The organism is Gilliamella sp. wkB292, from assembly GCF_001690235.1.
GTDB classification, from domain to species: Bacteria; Pseudomonadota; Gammaproteobacteria; order Enterobacterales; family Orbaceae; genus Gilliamella; species Gilliamella apicola_F.
Genome location: NZ_LZGO01000083.1, coordinates 29,909 through 44,086 on the forward strand (window position 1 = coordinate 29,909; position 14,178 = coordinate 44,086).

The window sequence follows — 14,178 nt, forward strand, 5'->3', positions numbered from 1 at the left end:
CAAATAAAAATGTAATGATTCCATCAGTTATTTCGTGCTGTACTATTGATGCATATAGATAAAATAAACCTGCTGTTACGGCTGTGGCGAAAACCCACAAAAACCATTCGACCAGTAAATTACATTCTATAACTAGGACCATCTCGTAGCTGTCATTTTTAGCTAATACACATTCACATTTGCGTTTCAATTTCATACTAAATCATTTAAATAAACTGTTTTACCGCCGTTCTTAACTGCTGTGAGTACTATTTGACGGTTTTTTGATGGACTAAATCCTATGTGTACCCACTGATTATGTTCTTGGATAAGTTTGTCGAATTGAACACCTGCTTCGATTAATCGTTGGCAAATCTCTTTAGGTGTACCAAAAGACGAATGAAAATCGACGGCTAATCCTTGCGTGTGGGCACTGGTTGTGACTCCACCAACTCGCGCATTTAGCGCAGGACAACGATAACCAGAAGTGATAATAATAGGTTTTCCTAAAGCTTGCCTAACTAATTCTAACTTTGCAGCGGTTAATTTAATATTAGGCATTAACTCTGTAGGAACGCTATTATCTATTTTTAATCTGCTTGCAACTGTTGATTTTGTAAATTCTTCTAATGTGAAGTGTTCAGTGAGTTTTGTCATCACAATGTCCTTTCGCTTTCTTGAGTAATTGTTCTTCAAGTACTTTTATGAGCGCAGCACCAGACCAACCGGCTAAACCAGCAATTCCTCCGGCTAATTCAAAATCCCAGTTGAAATAACTTGCAGCAAGTACAACCAATAGACCGGCAAATATTGAAATAAATATTTGTGCAAATAATATCCAGACATTAAATTTGTTACCATTAAGCACTTGATAACAATAACTAGCTAATGAACCCAATAAGGTAACGAAAAATAAATAAACAACAACGGTCCAATTGACGTTGTTCGGGTCTTTTATAGGCATGATTAAATCTTCTTGTTAGTTAAATAGGTGGTAGCGTACTAGCTAATGAGTGAACGCTCGTGTGTGTGTCTAGCATTGCTACCAATTCTGTGATGAGTGAATACTCAAAATTTAGGTATAAAAAATACAATCAGCGTAAATATAGTGTTTCGATGTGTGTTAATGCTGATTGCAAAAAGGCATAAAAAAACCGACTTTCGTCGGCTTAATTACATTGCTGAGTAACGAATTTATTATCATTACCCTGAATTTGTTTGATTTGCTGATTTCGCTCGCATTCCCAAGAATTTGGTGGATACATCTTATCCCATGCTTGCATTAGCTTGTATTCAGATTTCGATAAATTGATATTGTATTTATCTGACATGTAGAAATATGTGCGAGCTATTGTGCCCCTGATTTCTTCCCTTGGCTGAAATTTACGAGTTTGAAAATCTACAGCGCTTTTACATTGTCCGTATTGCGTGAACTCATTAGTAAACTGTGAATATCTGAAATTTGACCTATCGCCGTTAACTTCTCCGATGGACGGTTGCAAGTTATGCAAGTCGCCTTCCATTTCATTAAAAGTCACATCTTTTTTGCACTCTTTACGCCCACCATTTCGCCAGCATTGTAGATGTCGGCCGAAATTCTCCGCAGGCATAACATGCTCCCATTCAATGCGTTTAGCTCTATTTAAATTCTTTCTTGGCTCATATCCGCATTTAGTGAAATCAACTACACCCTTTTTACCTGTATATGTAAACTCACAGCCACAATAAAAAGTTGTTTGCTCGGGATTTGATTTATATAACTGAATGAGTTTTGTTTTAGCTGTATTGAAGTTTTGTACTGAATGAGCAAGAAGCGGGATAAATAACAGAGTAACAAGAAACTTTTTCATAAATCCATTTAAAAATATTTAACTTTTTTCGTAATAACTGTTGACTTTTATTGTAGGGTACCTTACAATAATAATCATCAAGTAAGGGACTTGATAAGGTAAACCCCCGACCTAAGACGAGGGCTTAAGGAGAAGTAAAATGAAACTCAAAATACTCATTTTAATTCTGCTACTTTTGATAAGCTCCCCAGCAATCTAAAGTAGTTCAAAGGAGAGGGAAACCTCTCCGGCGACCTTAAATATAACAATTTAGCGATTTAAAATCAAGGTGATTTATGGCGTTAACAAGAGCTGAAATAAATGAACGTAGTAATGAAAAACGTGGTATCAAAAACAAAGCTTTTAAGTTAAATATAGATGATATTGCAATGATTAAGCAAACAGCTATAGACTTAGGTTTATCTGAAGCAAAACTTGTTGTTGAAGCAATAAAATTTTACCGAGATAACAAAAAAGCCTCTTGATTGAGGTTTTCTTTTAAATAATAAAAAAAGCCCACCTATTTAGTGAGCTTATATTTTATGCGTTCTGAACCGCATCTTAGGCATATTATCCGTTTAAACGTTTAAACAGTCAAGTGTTTAAGTCGTATCAATTAATTATTTCTTACAACTGGCAAGACATTGTTCCATTTAGCTGTAAGATGATTAGTTTTAATATGCGCAGTTTCTCTATTAATAATTAACCTTTCTGATTCAATATCTCGCCAAAATTCAACGCTCATTGAATGAAACGATGCACTATATGATGAATCAATTATCCTTAAAGCTGGCTCTATTAGCTTTATTTTTTCTCTCATATAGTTAGCAACAAAGACTAGCCGAGCTAAATCATATAAATCTTCATTAGACAAACCACATCTGTTATTTATACCTCCCAACCACTTAATAGCATTTTCAAATTGGCTTGCAGGCAAATCTTGATAGCGAGGGATTTTGAATTGCTCATAAAGCTTAGTGTAAATTGCTTGATAATGTTCACCTGTTCTAAATGAACGTTCATTTACCGCTTGTTTGATTAATTGTTGTTGTTCGATTGAAATAGTACTTATACCGATTTCTTTATCTGCTAAATCTAACAACCATTTACGCACTTCTTTTGCTACTTCTGTTTTAGCAAGCATTGCGATTAGATGCGCTCCTCTAAGCGAAAAAATCCTTACAGTTTGTATAAGGTTATTCGAGGCGGTCAATTTGACCGTCTCGGTCATTTTGCGAGTAAATTCGTCAAAGTTACGATTATAAATCTTTGTTACTGAGTCAGCACTTTTATATTGAAGTAATTTAGCTAGTTCGCTTGATGTGATCCATATTTGGTTATTGTGATTAACTGATTGAATGGTAGTATTATGAAAGACTAATGAATTAGACATAATATTGTCTCCGTACTAATGATTTTAATAAATCACCACCGCAGAGGCTAATCATTGGAGGTGAACTGAATAAGGTTAGCCTTACCGCTAGTACGAAACGGCGCTCTTTCGAGCCCTCACCCAGTCCACCATAGAATAGATGCAACTAAGCTTTACGCATAAAAATACCGCTGACGCGGTTTATACGTCGTACTGAACAGTAGGAGGCTAATCCTAACGTTAGATTTTGCTAACGTTTTTTCAATATACATCTTAATTATGTTCATTGTCAACTATGCCACTTTCGAAAACAATTCGATGATATGACCTCTAATAAAGCATTCTGCGGCAAGTAATGTTTTAGTTATTTCTGTTGTTTGCTTACCCAATATTCGTGCTTGTTTACTACAAGAGATTTCACGAAGATAAAAAGCAGTTAAAATAGCCCAGTGTTCAATATTATCTTGTTTAAGTTTCAATACCGCATTATCAACTATCAGAGCCTCATCTTCGGTTAAGTATTGACGATAATCAAAATCACGAGGCGCACCTTCAATACCTGCGGATTTTGACGGATATTCTGTGCCCATTCGCTTAAGAATACGTGTATTTTTCCATGCAGTTAAAATATCTTTAGTTTCTCTCATTGCGCCCCTCTTCTTAATTCTTTTAACTTAAATTTATATTCAGCTTTAATCTGCTTAATTTGCTCTATAGTGTATTTTTTTGGCTTATGAGGTCCTTCCAACCATTCAACTTTTTCAGCACCTATTTTTTTAACTAAATTAATTCTATATTCAATTATGTTCCCTGATTTGTGGTTGTTACATGCAGAGCATTGTTTATGAACATTGAGTTCACAGAAGCGTAACTCTGGACATGCGCCAACACTTCGATAGTGTCCTGCGTGATACTGCCCATTGTGATAGCGTTCACAGCTAATGCACGGCTCGTTTTTATCTCTTTCTCGAATAAATGCATTAAATACAGTTTGTGCTTCTTCTAGATGATCTGAGCGAGTTTTAATTTTCTCTTTAGCTATTTTCTTCAATTGACGCCTAACACGTTCCTGAACTTTGTTATCTTTTGCATACTGAATAGCACAATCAATTGAACAAACTTGAGCCAGCGAATTAAATAATGTAAATTTCTTACCGCACGCTTTGCATTTTTTCATTTTAATATTGTGCTTTTTATTCATTTTGCTTTCTCTCTAATTCTTGTTCGGTTTCATCATATTTTTTTAGCCGCTCTTTGTGTTCATCTTTCATTGTTTTCAGCCTCTTTTATCATTTGCTTAATTTCCTCAACGGTTGATGTACAAAAGAAATGGTCACGACCTGTGTTAAACAATATATCTGACTTAACGATTGAATTTGGATGATCTACCAGTGCTACAATGTTAGCTATGCAAATTGAAACTAAGCCTGTCTTTGGCGGTTGTTGGTTTATATCTCCAAAAACAACTGTCACATCAATAAATTTTTTCTTGCTGTTATCCGTTTTGTGAATAACCTCTTTTATTAACTCGATTTGTAATTGTTCAAATTGTTTGTCTGTTAATTTGATTTCCATCATGCCACCTTAGATAATTGGTCTTTATATTGCTCAGCTAGTCGTATTGCCTCCTGCGCATCTGTGCTAAATCTAACACCATTTTCGGCGCCAAATTGCTCAGCACAGGTAACCACATCAGCAAACTCTTTTTTGTTCATTTTACGAGTAGATAACCCCATAAAGACTAATCCTCCTTGAATCCCTTTTACACATTTCTGACCATGTAAATTGGCTGTGATTAAATGCTTCCATTCTTCTGCTGTCAGTTTTTCTCCGTTCCATTCAACTTGTTTTGCAATATCGTTTAAAACAGCCCACATCATTCGGTTTTGTGCTAATGTTCGCTTTTCTTCATCAATCACTATTCTTAACGGATGTTCGCTATCAACTGGTAATTGATTAATAAAATTTATGGCTGTATTACGTGCCACTTCATGAGTTAATCGAATTTCTTTAATCATCTCTAAACCCTCTCACATGTAAAATTACGCACATGCACATCAACTTTCGATATGCCGAATCGTGTTTTAACTGTAGATAATTTTTTAATTAATAATTTTTCAGTTAACTTTGAATCACGGTGTAAAACAATTGCCCCCCAACTTTGCCAACCTTTTTTAATTTCTGCTGTAATCTTGTAAGCCATTTTTGTATCAACTCCCGTAATTTCTCTTTGTCAATTTCCGAATATTTTTTAACTTTTTCAGATAGTTCATATTTAATTTTTGCTATATTTGCGCCTTGTTTCCTCAGCGCTGTAACATAGTCATACGCTATTTTGTCTAACATGTGATAGCGTCCGCATGGGCATAAATTAGAACGGCGCTTTATTTCTTGCATCTGTCTTCGCCGTTGCTAATTGATGAGCTACAGCTTGATCTGTATTATGAAAATGCCCATTAATAAAACTCATATACACAGTGCCTACTTCACCATTTCGAGCCTTACCAATAATGATTTCAGCTATCCCTTTTTGATTAGAATTTTCTTTGTTGTAATATTCATCACGATAAAGAAACAATGTAATATCTGCATCTTGTTCAATTTCACCCGAATTGCGTAAATCGCTATTCATTGGTCGTTTATTTGGTCTTTCTTCAACTTTTCGTGATAATTGACTCAATGCAAAAACAGGGGTTCTAAGCTCTTTTGCCATTGATTTAAGTTCACGAGAAATAATGCCAATGGAAATATCAAATCTTTCAGCTTTAGGAGGTTTAATTAACCCTAAGTAATCAATAAAAATAGCAGTTAGTTCTGGATGTTTTCTTTTGTGTCGTCTTGCAATATTACGAATTTTTTCAATTGTTAAATCTGAAATATCAACCATCCAAATTGGTAAATTAGTTAATTGACTAATACCCATACTGATTTTTCCCCATTCGCTATCGTCTAGTTCTTCAGGGCTTCTAAATTTACTTGTAGCCAAATTTGTTGATGATGCAACTTGCCTTTGTGCTAACTGATTGGCTGACATTTCAAGAGAAAAAACTAAAACCCCCTGTCCTTTCATAGCCATTTGCTTAATTGCTTCTAATGCAAATTCAGTTTTTCCCATTGATGGACGCCCAGCAATAATTACAAAATCACTAGGCTCTAGCCCACCTATTTTTTTATCTAAATCAGGTAAGCCAAGATTGATTATTTTTTCCTTGCCATTCATTCTGTTTTCAAGCGTATCAAACATATTTAACAGCACATCGTTAATGTGAATTGGCTCTACATTATCAACCTCTGTGGACAAATCATTAACTTGTTTAATCAGTTCTCCAATAATCACTTTAGTGTTTTCAAAGTTATTGGCTTGCGCTATATCGTTACTGGCTTGCTTAACAAGATAGCTTATTCTGTTGGTTTGATAATTTTCTACCAACATCCGAGCATAGCCTTTAATATTGGCGGCACTATGGCACATCTTCATGGTTTCAAACATGTTAGCCGAATCATTACCAGATAATTTTTCACTGATGATCAATGGGTCTATTAAGTTTTTAGATAAAGCGTGCTGTTTGATTTCTTGGTAAAGAGTTCGATACAACCCAACTGAAAAAACCTCATCACAAAGCATATTTAAAACATCAAAAGAGTTCTGATTAGCTCCATTTAGCAAAAGCCCGCCAATAACCGCACCTTCTAATTGCTGAGTATTCATTACTGACAACCTCCTTGCAATTTCATATACTTGGAACGTGTGTTATCTAATTTTTCAACAGTCATAACGTTGTCAAAATTCATAGCCCAATTGGTTTTAGGGTTGCATATATCTAGTTCAGATGAAGTTTCCATTAAAATTTCAAAGTAGGATCGGATCGCTTGCAAGGAATCACTATTACGCTTAGAAACCACTTTGATAATGGCGTCGATTTTTTCAATGCGCTTAGGTGTTATTTCATCAACACATCCTAATTTTTCACCGCAAATTTCATTGAATGTATCAATAACATTTTGATAAGTTTGTAACGATTCCTGTCGCTTAATTGCATCTGATAAATAACCATCAAAGTAAGTTATACGGCAAATGTTTTGCGGCTTAGCTTTTGCTTTACCCATAGCATCAAACCAATCAATAACAAGCTTGATTTCATCCAGATTGTATTTATCCAAAACTTTCAAGAACGGACTGTAATCTTGACAACGTGCATTACGTGATTGGTTGTAATATGCCAAAAGTTCTTTCGCTAAATTTTCAGCACTAGATTTTTCCCCTTTAGGGGATATAGGGGTATTATTTTTATTATTACTTTCTTGTTCTAATACTTTATTGTTCTGTTGGTCATTCTTTTGGTCATTTGATTGGTCGCAAGGTTGGTTATTAACACCGTTTGAAGCCTTACTATTATTAACTTTGCATTGGTCATGAGGTTGGTCATTCTTTTGGTCATTTGATTGGTCAAAAAAATACGACTGATAAGCGTCATAATTTGTGATAGTTATAACAGTGCCTAAACGGTTGCCATACTTGGAAATCATGCCTTGTTTTTCAAAAAACTCTAACGCTCTGCGTATGATTAACGCGCTAACTGGTTTCCCTCCAATTTCGATTTGACTGGCTAAAATTTCCCTAGTTGTAACTAGTTGTCCGCGAAATAAATTCCAGTCAACACCTTTAAAATTTACAACTCTGCTTTTGTAGCTAGCATCAATTAATAGATTTTCCCACAGAGTCCGTTTTACTGCGTCCTTAGCCCATTCTGCACGCTTTATGCTTCGAGTTAATGCAATATAGCCCTTTTTAAAATTATCCATGTTTACGCCTTGTTTAGCGTCATAGAAACTAATTACTTTTGCTGTGAACATAAACCCTCCTTAGCCTTCAAATACGCCTTTTTAAATTTAATAAATCCATTTTTTGTAAAACCGTATTTGACGATTTCGTTAAGTTCTGTCTTGCTTAAAAATTCATATCTTGATATGCTTTCCATGTGATTTACTCCTATTCAGTGATCACACGCCACTAACCGCTAATTAGTGGCTTTTTTATGCCATCTCGTCAATTTCTAGGTATTTTCTTGCTAACGTTTTTATCGATTTAAGCTCTGCTTGCGAAACCTCTAACGAATCATCAGGAACAACTTTCAACCCCAAGCAAGTAATTAACTTTGCAATCACTGGAAGATCATCATTTTTTAATCTAGATATCTTCGATTCACTCATTTCCAGTTCTAGAGCTATAGTTGTTTGCGTTTTCTCTGCAAGACGCTGCAAGATTATGCTTTCAATCTTTCTCGATCTTTCATCTGCTTTATTTGATAATTTTTCCATTGATTTGGTCTCTGTTAATTTTTCGGTACAAAGAACTGTCTACTTTTAATTTTCCATTAGTAAATTCTTGTAGACGATAAGCATTTTTTTCTGGGATTATTTTTCCCCATTGAGAAACAGCAGCAGGACTAATCATCAAAATATCAGCTATTTTTTTGGGGCTTTTAAAATAAGTTAGAACTGTTTTTTTTAGCATAATTTAAACTCAATAATTTTAGTTTTCTGAAATATTACATTGTTAGAAATCTTAAGTCAATATGATTTAAGATAACTTAAATAAAAAAAGAGGTGTCATATGGCAACAGAAACAATTGGTCAAAGAATACGTAGGCGAAGAAAAGCATTAAATCTTACGCAAAAAGACTTGGCTAAATCTCTACAGGACGCTAGTCATGGTTCTATATCTCAATGGGAATCAGACACAACTTCGCCAAGTGCTAAAAATTTATTTGATTTATCAATTGCACTTGAATGCGATTTTGCATGGCTTCTAAATGGCGGAGAAGAAACCAATGTCGTTCCCGCATCACTAAAATCATTTAAAGTTCCACTTATAAGTTATGTACAAGCAGGAGTATGGACAGAGTCTTGTGAATTAAGAGATTCAACTGGATTTGAATATATTATGACATCATTAGAATTATCGGATAAAGCATTTGCATTAAAAATTAAAGGCGACTCTATGGAACCTGAGTTTAAAGAAGGTGATGTTGTTATTATTGATCCTGCTGTAAAACCAACACCCGGTGAATTTGTAGTAGCAATGAACGGGGAGTCTGAAGCCACATTTAAAAAATATAGAGAACTGGGCTATGATGAGCATGAAAGAATGCAGTTTGAGCTTATTCCATTAAATCCAGACTACACAATTATGAGCACATTAAAACAACAAATAAGAATTATTGGAACAATGGTTGAGCATAGAATATTTAGAAGAAAAAGATGATAAAAATAATAAGTACAAAATGGTTGATTTTTAAATAAATAACTAAATAACTAGAATATAAGGAGTTAGGATGAAAATATCTTATTATAAAGTTTATGAGCAGAAAGAAAATTCTGACGAAGATAAAAAAGAAAAAATAGACATTAATTTCAAAGATATAGTAGATAATATAATCAAAAATCAGCATGCATATTCAAGTGAATTTATTGCTAAGATTTTAAAAGACGTATATGTTTTTGTAAAAATCAACAGCACTGATTTAATAAAAAAAATCAACACACAAGATCTTTCTGTAACAGAAATTCAATCAATACTAGATAAAGATGAAAGTATTGGTTTTTCTTCATACTTTATTATAAAAAATAACATAATTGGTTATGGTCCAACTTTATTATCGGCAAAAATAAATAGATTTTATAGTTACATTAACTCTTCTTACATGGATGCAAGTAATGGGCACATAATATTTGAACCGATTTGCAAAAATGTAACAGCAGAAACAGCAATGAAACTTGAATTTATAGGTAAAACCACTATAAAAGTTGAAGCTAAAAGTTCTGGAGTGCTTGGTTTTTTTGGTATTAGTGGTGTAAATGAAGAATTATTGGATTGCTTAGAGATTACAATTAAACCGAAAAGAGGTAAAAATATTAAAAAATTAACACAATATTTAATTGAAAATAAGATGAACGAAATAGAAAAGATGAAATTCATGGCAAAAGAAGAAATGGCAGATCATGCAGTCGAATTATATTTAGATGAAAACATATTATGTGACCACGTCGATCACAAAGTTTCTTCTGAAATTCCTTTTGCAATGGAATCCAGATATCAAAACTCAAAGAAAATAATAAAAGAATTGCTAAAACAATAGACACTGTACATAAACACAGTATAATATGCTCAGGAGGATTGTTGAATGAGCAAAACCATTATACCATTAATCGTGGTAACAATATCTAATGCTATTGGATTTACAATTTCTTATTTGTTCCTAAGCATCGTGCAGGAAATAAATATTGAAGCTTATGGTTCTTCTATCTGCGAATTTTCCGGAACCATTTTGGGTTTTCTAATTGCATCGTTAACTATTGCTTTAGGCATAAATGGAAATCATATTAATAAGTTTAAAAAATATGGTTATTTTAAGGCGCTTATTCTATTTTATTTAATAATGTTTATCGAGTTAATATTAACTTTTTTTTCAGGAATAATGTGCTTCATTACCCCCATAATCACCAACACTTTGTATATATCAATTGCATTGACAATATCAAGCCTAATCTGTGTTTTTTTAGCATTTATACAAATTATTAATTTATCGATAAAAAAATAAATCACGAACCCGCCTTGCGCGGGTTTTTTCATGCCTAAAATCCGCATAAACACATCTAAAAACCTAAATCTTTTACAAATTAGATTTCCTGACTCCTAATATAACCAATTTTAAATTTCTAAAATATATTTTAGATTACTTAATTATTTTATTGACATTTAATTTTAGATATCTTAAATTATTAAACATCAAAACAAATCAACTTAACAACAAAGTTAAACAAGACTACGAGTTATTTAACAAGTTAAGAAGATTCAAGTAGCTAGCAGGGGCATATGAACATACTGCGGTTTTGATTAGATAGTCGAACGGCGCGACTTTAAACCATGCGTCGGGACTGTGGCGGTAACTCAATACAGGCGGTAAACAATCAAACTAAATGCCTTTCAGTGAGAGATATCTAGTTTGAAATAAATATAAGGAATTGATCATGAAAAACTTATATCAATGTGTAGAAAACGGTTACGAAAAACAATATCAAAACATGATGCGGAATATCGAAAATAACGACGAACTAGACGAGGAAATCGATAAACGAGCAAATGAGTTGATGCAAAATTTTAGTAACAACAACGACCAGCCGATAATCGATTTGATATCCCAATATTTAGAAAATAATGCCGTTGACCAAAATATATTTGCCCAGTTTGTAACAGACATTTGCTATTCACAGGCTAGAGCGGAATTGAATAAAAAAATAAATCAATACTATTAATTAATATACACGACAGCTCGGAAAGACGGCACGCTACATCCTATTTGCCCTCATTTGAGGGCTTTTTTACTGAATCTTCAAGGTGAAAAATGAGTTTAGATGATTTTTTAAATGCAAACCGAAAAAAACTTTTTGGATTTTACCGCACAATCAATCGATTGATTTGCAATGATGGTTTTTCAGTATCAATACAATGCAGTTATCTACATCACTGTACGCCTCGCTCAGAATTTGATGATACACGAGAATACACATCATTTGAACTCGGATTCCCGTCTATCGCTGATGAGTTGATATCCAAATATGCAGAAGATAAAGAATATCCAACAGAAACGGTATATGCGTGTGTACCGCGCGCAGTAGTTGAACAACTGATTAAAAACCATGGTGGAATAAAAAACAATTATCAGGAGTGGAAATCTGACTATCTGAATTTGTTGGAGCTAAAAATCAGATCACACAAATACTCAGCTAATTACACAGATATCTACATTAAAGAGTTATGCATTGAACTGTTAGAGAGAGGCGGGTTTCACGAGGATTACGGGCACTGGGAATGCGTAACAGCGGAACATGCATCACAAGAGAGTTTCAAGCTTTGGCTTGATGACTATTTTACAGACGAGGAATAAAACAATGGATAAATTAACACCACAGAATGCAGAACAAGAACATATGGTTCAAATTTTATTAGCAAAAATGCAGGGGATTGAGGTTGAATTTTATGCTTGCCACTGCGAAAAGTGGATATCATCTGTTGCTAGGGATATTGATCTGGATACAAACTATCGTATCAAATCACATGAATTACCAATCACCACAGAAATGTGGGCAATGATTGATAAAAAATGGAAATGGGCGGCAATGGATGAAGATGGAGAAGTGTATTTCTATACAAAAAATCCATCATCAGATAATTGTCTTTGGCGATATGATTTTGGTAAGTATAGAGGATGTGTTTTAGCTATAGACACGGACCGCATCGACTGGCGAAAATCTCTCACAAAACGCCCCGAGGGAGTATAAATGAACACAATACCAACAGATCATGTCGGCTGTAATGTTTATCAAACAGATCGATTTAGAAATGATTATAGACTAAACAAGGGCGAACAAATGTACGCCCTTTTTTGTACGTGTGTACTAACGATTGGCATGTTGTTTATGCTGTTTCACTGGATGTTTAAGATAGCAACTAATTAGAGAGAATATGCAAATGGAAGAATCATTTGAAAAGAAAATCTGGGACACCCTGTCCTCAATTAATGTTAACGACAAAATAGAGAAAAAAAACGGTCTTACATATTTGTCTTGGGCTTGGGCTTGGGGTGTATTAATGAAACATTATCCACAATCTACGTACATAATTAACTCTCCAGCTATAGAATTGGATGGCTCTATGACGGTAAGCGTCACTTTGACAATAAAAGAAGACAAGAACGAAGCAACTCGATTCATGTGGTTACCTGTTATGGACTTCAAAAACCACGCCATTAAAAATCCTAATTCAGTGGATATAAATAAAGCGACAATGCGGTGTTTGACCAAAGCTATATCAATGTTTGGGCTAGGGTTTTATATTTACGCCGGTGAGGATTTACCAGAAGAAGAAAAACAGGCGCAAAAAATTAATGAGGATGAGTTAAACAAAAAACGGGAATCATTAATAAAAGCGGTTGAACAATCCGCACAAAAGGGAATTGATGCAATGGCTGAATTTTGGAAATCATTATCAATTGAAGATCAAAAACTTATCGGAGCAGACGAAAAACGTCGCATCTATGAAAGCGTAGCAAAAGTGGCAGACGCAAATGGAACAGAGAACGGATGAATGGTTTAACGCGCGTCTAGGTAAAGTAACGGCTAGTCGTATAAGTGATGTAATGGCGAAACCTAAAAAAAGCGGACATGCCGCATCTCGCCAAAATTACATGGCTCAGTTGATTTGCGAGCGACTGACTGAAACACCTACCGAATCACGCACTAATACAGCCATGCAACGTGGCACAGAGTTAGAGCCAACAGCCAGAGAGCTATATGTATTAAATCAATTTGATATAACCGTTACAGAAGTGGGATTTATTCCCCATCCCACAATCGAAAATGCTGGAGCCAGTCCCGACGGACTAGTAAATGATGACGGGTTAATCGAAATAAAATGCCCTAATACATGGACACATTTAGAATTCATTCAGTCACTAAAACCAAAACGAGAATACATATTACAAATGCAATGGCAAATGATGTGTACGGGTCGAAAATGGTGTGATTTTGTGAGTTATGACGATAGATTACCCGACAATTTAAGTTACAAATGTGTCCGCATTAATTATGACGAAAATTTAGCTCAAGAAATCGAAATGGAAGTTATTAAATTTCTGCAAGAGCTTGATGAACGAATTAAACAAATAGAAAAAAATTATTCTAAAGAGAAGATGGCAAATAGAGGGATGTTACATAAATAATTCTATATATAATTTGAACTAATAAAATAATAAAACCAATACAAAACGAGATTACACCCCAATATTGTACAGGTAGAAAATAAACTTCATATTTATTAATGCGTTTTTTGATTTGCTTTTCGCTTATGTTGAAAATACCTGAGTGGTCATATACTTTTCGATTAATGACTAGTAATCCAAAAAATAAACCAATATGCCGTAAAACATAAGAAAAGTA

General features: G+C 34.2%; 23 protein-coding genes. 9 read left to right on the forward strand and 14 right to left on the reverse strand.

The features are described 5' to 3' along the window. Window positions 1-192: 192 nt before the first annotated feature. From A9G09_RS11895 to A9G09_RS11905, 3 genes are all read right to left on the reverse strand, one after another. Window positions 193-636, reverse strand: coding sequence for a D-Ala-D-Ala carboxypeptidase family metallohydrolase (locus tag A9G09_RS11895; RefSeq protein WP_065635052.1), 444 nt, complete (start codon window positions 634-636; stop codon window positions 193-195). Beyond that, window positions 620-943 carry a phage holin family protein gene (locus A9G09_RS11900; RefSeq protein ID WP_065635053.1) on the reverse strand — a complete coding sequence of 108 codons (324 nt, stop codon included), beginning with the start codon at window positions 941-943 and terminating at the stop codon, window positions 620-622. The genes A9G09_RS11895 and A9G09_RS11900 overlap by 17 nt, the downstream gene beginning before the upstream one ends. A 205-nt stretch (window positions 944-1,148) precedes the next feature. Next, window positions 1,149-1,829, reverse strand: a complete 681-nt coding sequence (locus A9G09_RS11905) for an endonuclease (protein WP_065635054.1) — start codon at window positions 1,827-1,829, stop codon at window positions 1,149-1,151. Window positions 1,830-2,104: 275 nt separating this feature from the next. Here A9G09_RS11905 and A9G09_RS11910 point away from each other — a divergent pair, with 275 nt between their 5' ends. Then, complete coding sequence (locus A9G09_RS11910; protein ID WP_065635055.1) at window positions 2,105-2,293, forward strand: hypothetical protein; 189 nt, start codon at window positions 2,105-2,107, stop codon at window positions 2,291-2,293. A 131-nt stretch (window positions 2,294-2,424) separates the two neighbouring features. Here A9G09_RS11910 and A9G09_RS11915 read toward each other — a convergent pair whose 3' ends face one another. The 11 genes from A9G09_RS11915 to A9G09_RS11960 all read right to left on the reverse strand — a co-directional run bounded on the left by A9G09_RS11915 (window position 2,425) and on the right by A9G09_RS11960 (window position 8,695). After that, the gene (locus A9G09_RS11915) at window positions 2,425-3,201 is read right to left on the reverse strand and encodes a BRO family protein (protein WP_065635056.1); all 777 of its coding nucleotides are present in this window, start codon (window positions 3,199-3,201) and stop codon (window positions 2,425-2,427) included. Window positions 3,202-3,473: 272 nt separating this feature from the next. After that, complete coding sequence (locus A9G09_RS11920; RefSeq protein ID WP_065635057.1) at window positions 3,474-3,827, reverse strand: antiterminator Q family protein; 354 nt, start codon at window positions 3,825-3,827, stop codon at window positions 3,474-3,476. Next, complete coding sequence (locus tag A9G09_RS11925) at window positions 3,824-4,381, reverse strand: recombination protein NinG (protein ID WP_065635058.1); 558 nt, start codon at window positions 4,379-4,381, stop codon at window positions 3,824-3,826. Before A9G09_RS11925 ends, A9G09_RS11920 begins: the two co-directional genes overlap by 4 nt. A gap of 59 nt (window positions 4,382-4,440) precedes the next feature. Next, window positions 4,441-4,755, reverse strand: coding sequence for a hypothetical protein (locus tag A9G09_RS11930; protein WP_065635059.1), 315 nt, complete (start codon window positions 4,753-4,755; stop codon window positions 4,441-4,443). Beyond that, window positions 4,755-5,198, reverse strand: coding sequence for a recombination protein NinB (locus tag A9G09_RS11935; RefSeq protein WP_065635060.1), 444 nt, complete (start codon window positions 5,196-5,198; stop codon window positions 4,755-4,757). The genes A9G09_RS11930 and A9G09_RS11935 overlap by 1 nt, the downstream gene beginning before the upstream one ends. 2 nt (window positions 5,199-5,200) lie before the next feature. Then, complete coding sequence (locus A9G09_RS13275; protein ID WP_141671591.1) at window positions 5,201-5,383, reverse strand: DUF1187 family protein; 183 nt, start codon at window positions 5,381-5,383, stop codon at window positions 5,201-5,203. Beyond that, entirely contained in the window at window positions 5,302-5,577 is a 276-nt protein-coding gene (locus A9G09_RS12940; protein ID WP_176700985.1) for a hypothetical protein, read from the reverse strand. The genes A9G09_RS13275 and A9G09_RS12940 overlap by 82 nt, the downstream gene beginning before the upstream one ends. Next, the gene (locus A9G09_RS11945) at window positions 5,552-6,889 is read right to left on the reverse strand and encodes a replicative DNA helicase (RefSeq protein WP_065635062.1); all 1,338 of its coding nucleotides are present in this window, start codon (window positions 6,887-6,889) and stop codon (window positions 5,552-5,554) included. The genes A9G09_RS12940 and A9G09_RS11945 overlap by 26 nt, the downstream gene beginning before the upstream one ends. Then, window positions 6,889-8,034, reverse strand: coding sequence for a hypothetical protein (locus tag A9G09_RS11950; protein WP_065635063.1), 1,146 nt, complete (start codon window positions 8,032-8,034; stop codon window positions 6,889-6,891). Before A9G09_RS11950 ends, A9G09_RS11945 begins: the two co-directional genes overlap by 1 nt. Before the next feature lie 180 nt (window positions 8,035-8,214). Beyond that, window positions 8,215-8,499, reverse strand: a complete 285-nt coding sequence (locus A9G09_RS11955) for a CII family transcriptional regulator (RefSeq protein WP_065635064.1) — start codon at window positions 8,497-8,499, stop codon at window positions 8,215-8,217. Next, window positions 8,480-8,695, reverse strand: a complete 216-nt coding sequence (locus A9G09_RS11960) for a Cro/CI family transcriptional regulator (RefSeq protein ID WP_065635065.1) — start codon at window positions 8,693-8,695, stop codon at window positions 8,480-8,482. Before A9G09_RS11960 ends, A9G09_RS11955 begins: the two co-directional genes overlap by 20 nt. 99 nt (window positions 8,696-8,794) lie before the next feature. Here A9G09_RS11960 and A9G09_RS11965 point away from each other — a divergent pair, with 99 nt between their 5' ends. From A9G09_RS11965 to A9G09_RS12000, 8 genes are all read left to right on the forward strand, one after another. Then, window positions 8,795-9,445, forward strand: coding sequence for a LexA family transcriptional regulator (locus tag A9G09_RS11965; protein WP_065635066.1), 651 nt, complete (start codon window positions 8,795-8,797; stop codon window positions 9,443-9,445). 70 nt (window positions 9,446-9,515) lie between these two features. Continuing rightward, window positions 9,516-10,319 carry a hypothetical protein gene (locus A9G09_RS11970; RefSeq protein WP_065635067.1) on the forward strand — a complete coding sequence of 268 codons (804 nt, stop codon included), beginning with the start codon at window positions 9,516-9,518 and terminating at the stop codon, window positions 10,317-10,319. 45 nt (window positions 10,320-10,364) lie between these two features. After that, entirely contained in the window at window positions 10,365-10,781 is a 417-nt protein-coding gene (locus tag A9G09_RS12795; RefSeq protein WP_141671592.1) for a hypothetical protein, read from the forward strand. 430 nt (window positions 10,782-11,211) lie between these two features. Then, window positions 11,212-11,496: a hypothetical protein gene (locus tag A9G09_RS11980; RefSeq protein ID WP_065635069.1), complete on the forward strand. Its 285-nt coding sequence runs from the start codon at window positions 11,212-11,214 to the stop codon at window positions 11,494-11,496. 89 nt (window positions 11,497-11,585) lie between these two features. Next, entirely contained in the window at window positions 11,586-12,128 is a 543-nt protein-coding gene (locus tag A9G09_RS11985; RefSeq protein WP_065635070.1) for a hypothetical protein, read from the forward strand. Window positions 12,129-12,132: 4 nt separating this feature from the next. Next, window positions 12,133-12,522: a hypothetical protein gene (locus tag A9G09_RS11990; RefSeq protein WP_065635071.1), complete on the forward strand. Its 390-nt coding sequence runs from the start codon at window positions 12,133-12,135 to the stop codon at window positions 12,520-12,522. Window positions 12,523-12,706: 184 nt separating this feature from the next. Then, window positions 12,707-13,327 carry a DUF1071 domain-containing protein gene (locus A9G09_RS11995; protein WP_065635072.1) on the forward strand — a complete coding sequence of 207 codons (621 nt, stop codon included), beginning with the start codon at window positions 12,707-12,709 and terminating at the stop codon, window positions 13,325-13,327. Then, complete coding sequence (locus A9G09_RS12000) at window positions 13,308-13,961, forward strand: lambda exonuclease family protein (protein ID WP_065635073.1); 654 nt, start codon at window positions 13,308-13,310, stop codon at window positions 13,959-13,961. The genes A9G09_RS11995 and A9G09_RS12000 overlap by 20 nt, the downstream gene beginning before the upstream one ends. The last annotated feature ends 217 nt before the right edge of the window (window positions 13,962-14,178 follow it).

Coding starts and splice junctions, on each gene's coding strand:
- A9G09_RS11895 (WP_065635052.1), bottom strand. CDS start 636: ATGACAAAACTCACTGAACACTTCACATTAGAAGAATTTACAAAATCA.
- A9G09_RS11900 (WP_065635053.1), bottom strand. CDS start 943: ATGCCTATAAAAGACCCGAACAACGTCAATTGGACCGTTGTTGTTTAT.
- A9G09_RS11905 (WP_065635054.1), bottom strand. CDS start 1,829: ATGAAAAAGTTTCTTGTTACTCTGTTATTTATCCCGCTTCTTGCTCAT.
- A9G09_RS11910 (WP_065635055.1), top strand. CDS start 2,105: ATGGCGTTAACAAGAGCTGAAATAAATGAACGTAGTAATGAAAAACGT.
- A9G09_RS11915 (WP_065635056.1), bottom strand. CDS start 3,201: ATGTCTAATTCATTAGTCTTTCATAATACTACCATTCAATCAGTTAAT.
- A9G09_RS11920 (WP_065635057.1), bottom strand. CDS start 3,827: ATGAGAGAAACTAAAGATATTTTAACTGCATGGAAAAATACACGTATT.
- A9G09_RS11925 (WP_065635058.1), bottom strand. CDS start 4,381: ATGAATAAAAAGCACAATATTAAAATGAAAAAATGCAAAGCGTGCGGT.
- A9G09_RS11930 (WP_065635059.1), bottom strand. CDS start 4,755: ATGGAAATCAAATTAACAGACAAACAATTTGAACAATTACAAATCGAG.
- A9G09_RS11935 (WP_065635060.1), bottom strand. CDS start 5,198: ATGATTAAAGAAATTCGATTAACTCATGAAGTGGCACGTAATACAGCC.
- A9G09_RS13275 (WP_141671591.1), bottom strand. CDS start 5,383: ATGGCTTACAAGATTACAGCAGAAATTAAAAAAGGTTGGCAAAGTTGG.
- A9G09_RS12940 (WP_176700985.1), bottom strand. CDS start 5,577: ATGCAAGAAATAAAGCGCCGTTCTAATTTATGCCCATGCGGACGCTAT.
- A9G09_RS11945 (WP_065635062.1), bottom strand. CDS start 6,889: ATGAATACTCAGCAATTAGAAGGTGCGGTTATTGGCGGGCTTTTGCTA.
- A9G09_RS11950 (WP_065635063.1), bottom strand. CDS start 8,034: ATGTTCACAGCAAAAGTAATTAGTTTCTATGACGCTAAACAAGGCGTA.
- A9G09_RS11955 (WP_065635064.1), bottom strand. CDS start 8,499: ATGGAAAAATTATCAAATAAAGCAGATGAAAGATCGAGAAAGATTGAA.
- A9G09_RS11960 (WP_065635065.1), bottom strand. CDS start 8,695: ATGCTAAAAAAAACAGTTCTAACTTATTTTAAAAGCCCCAAAAAAATA.
- A9G09_RS11965 (WP_065635066.1), top strand. CDS start 8,795: ATGGCAACAGAAACAATTGGTCAAAGAATACGTAGGCGAAGAAAAGCA.
- A9G09_RS11970 (WP_065635067.1), top strand. CDS start 9,516: ATGAAAATATCTTATTATAAAGTTTATGAGCAGAAAGAAAATTCTGAC.
- A9G09_RS12795 (WP_141671592.1), top strand. CDS start 10,365: ATGAGCAAAACCATTATACCATTAATCGTGGTAACAATATCTAATGCT.
- A9G09_RS11980 (WP_065635069.1), top strand. CDS start 11,212: ATGAAAAACTTATATCAATGTGTAGAAAACGGTTACGAAAAACAATAT.
- A9G09_RS11985 (WP_065635070.1), top strand. CDS start 11,586: ATGAGTTTAGATGATTTTTTAAATGCAAACCGAAAAAAACTTTTTGGA.
- A9G09_RS11990 (WP_065635071.1), top strand. CDS start 12,133: ATGGATAAATTAACACCACAGAATGCAGAACAAGAACATATGGTTCAA.
- A9G09_RS11995 (WP_065635072.1), top strand. CDS start 12,707: ATGCAAATGGAAGAATCATTTGAAAAGAAAATCTGGGACACCCTGTCC.
- A9G09_RS12000 (WP_065635073.1), top strand. CDS start 13,308: ATGGAACAGAGAACGGATGAATGGTTTAACGCGCGTCTAGGTAAAGTA.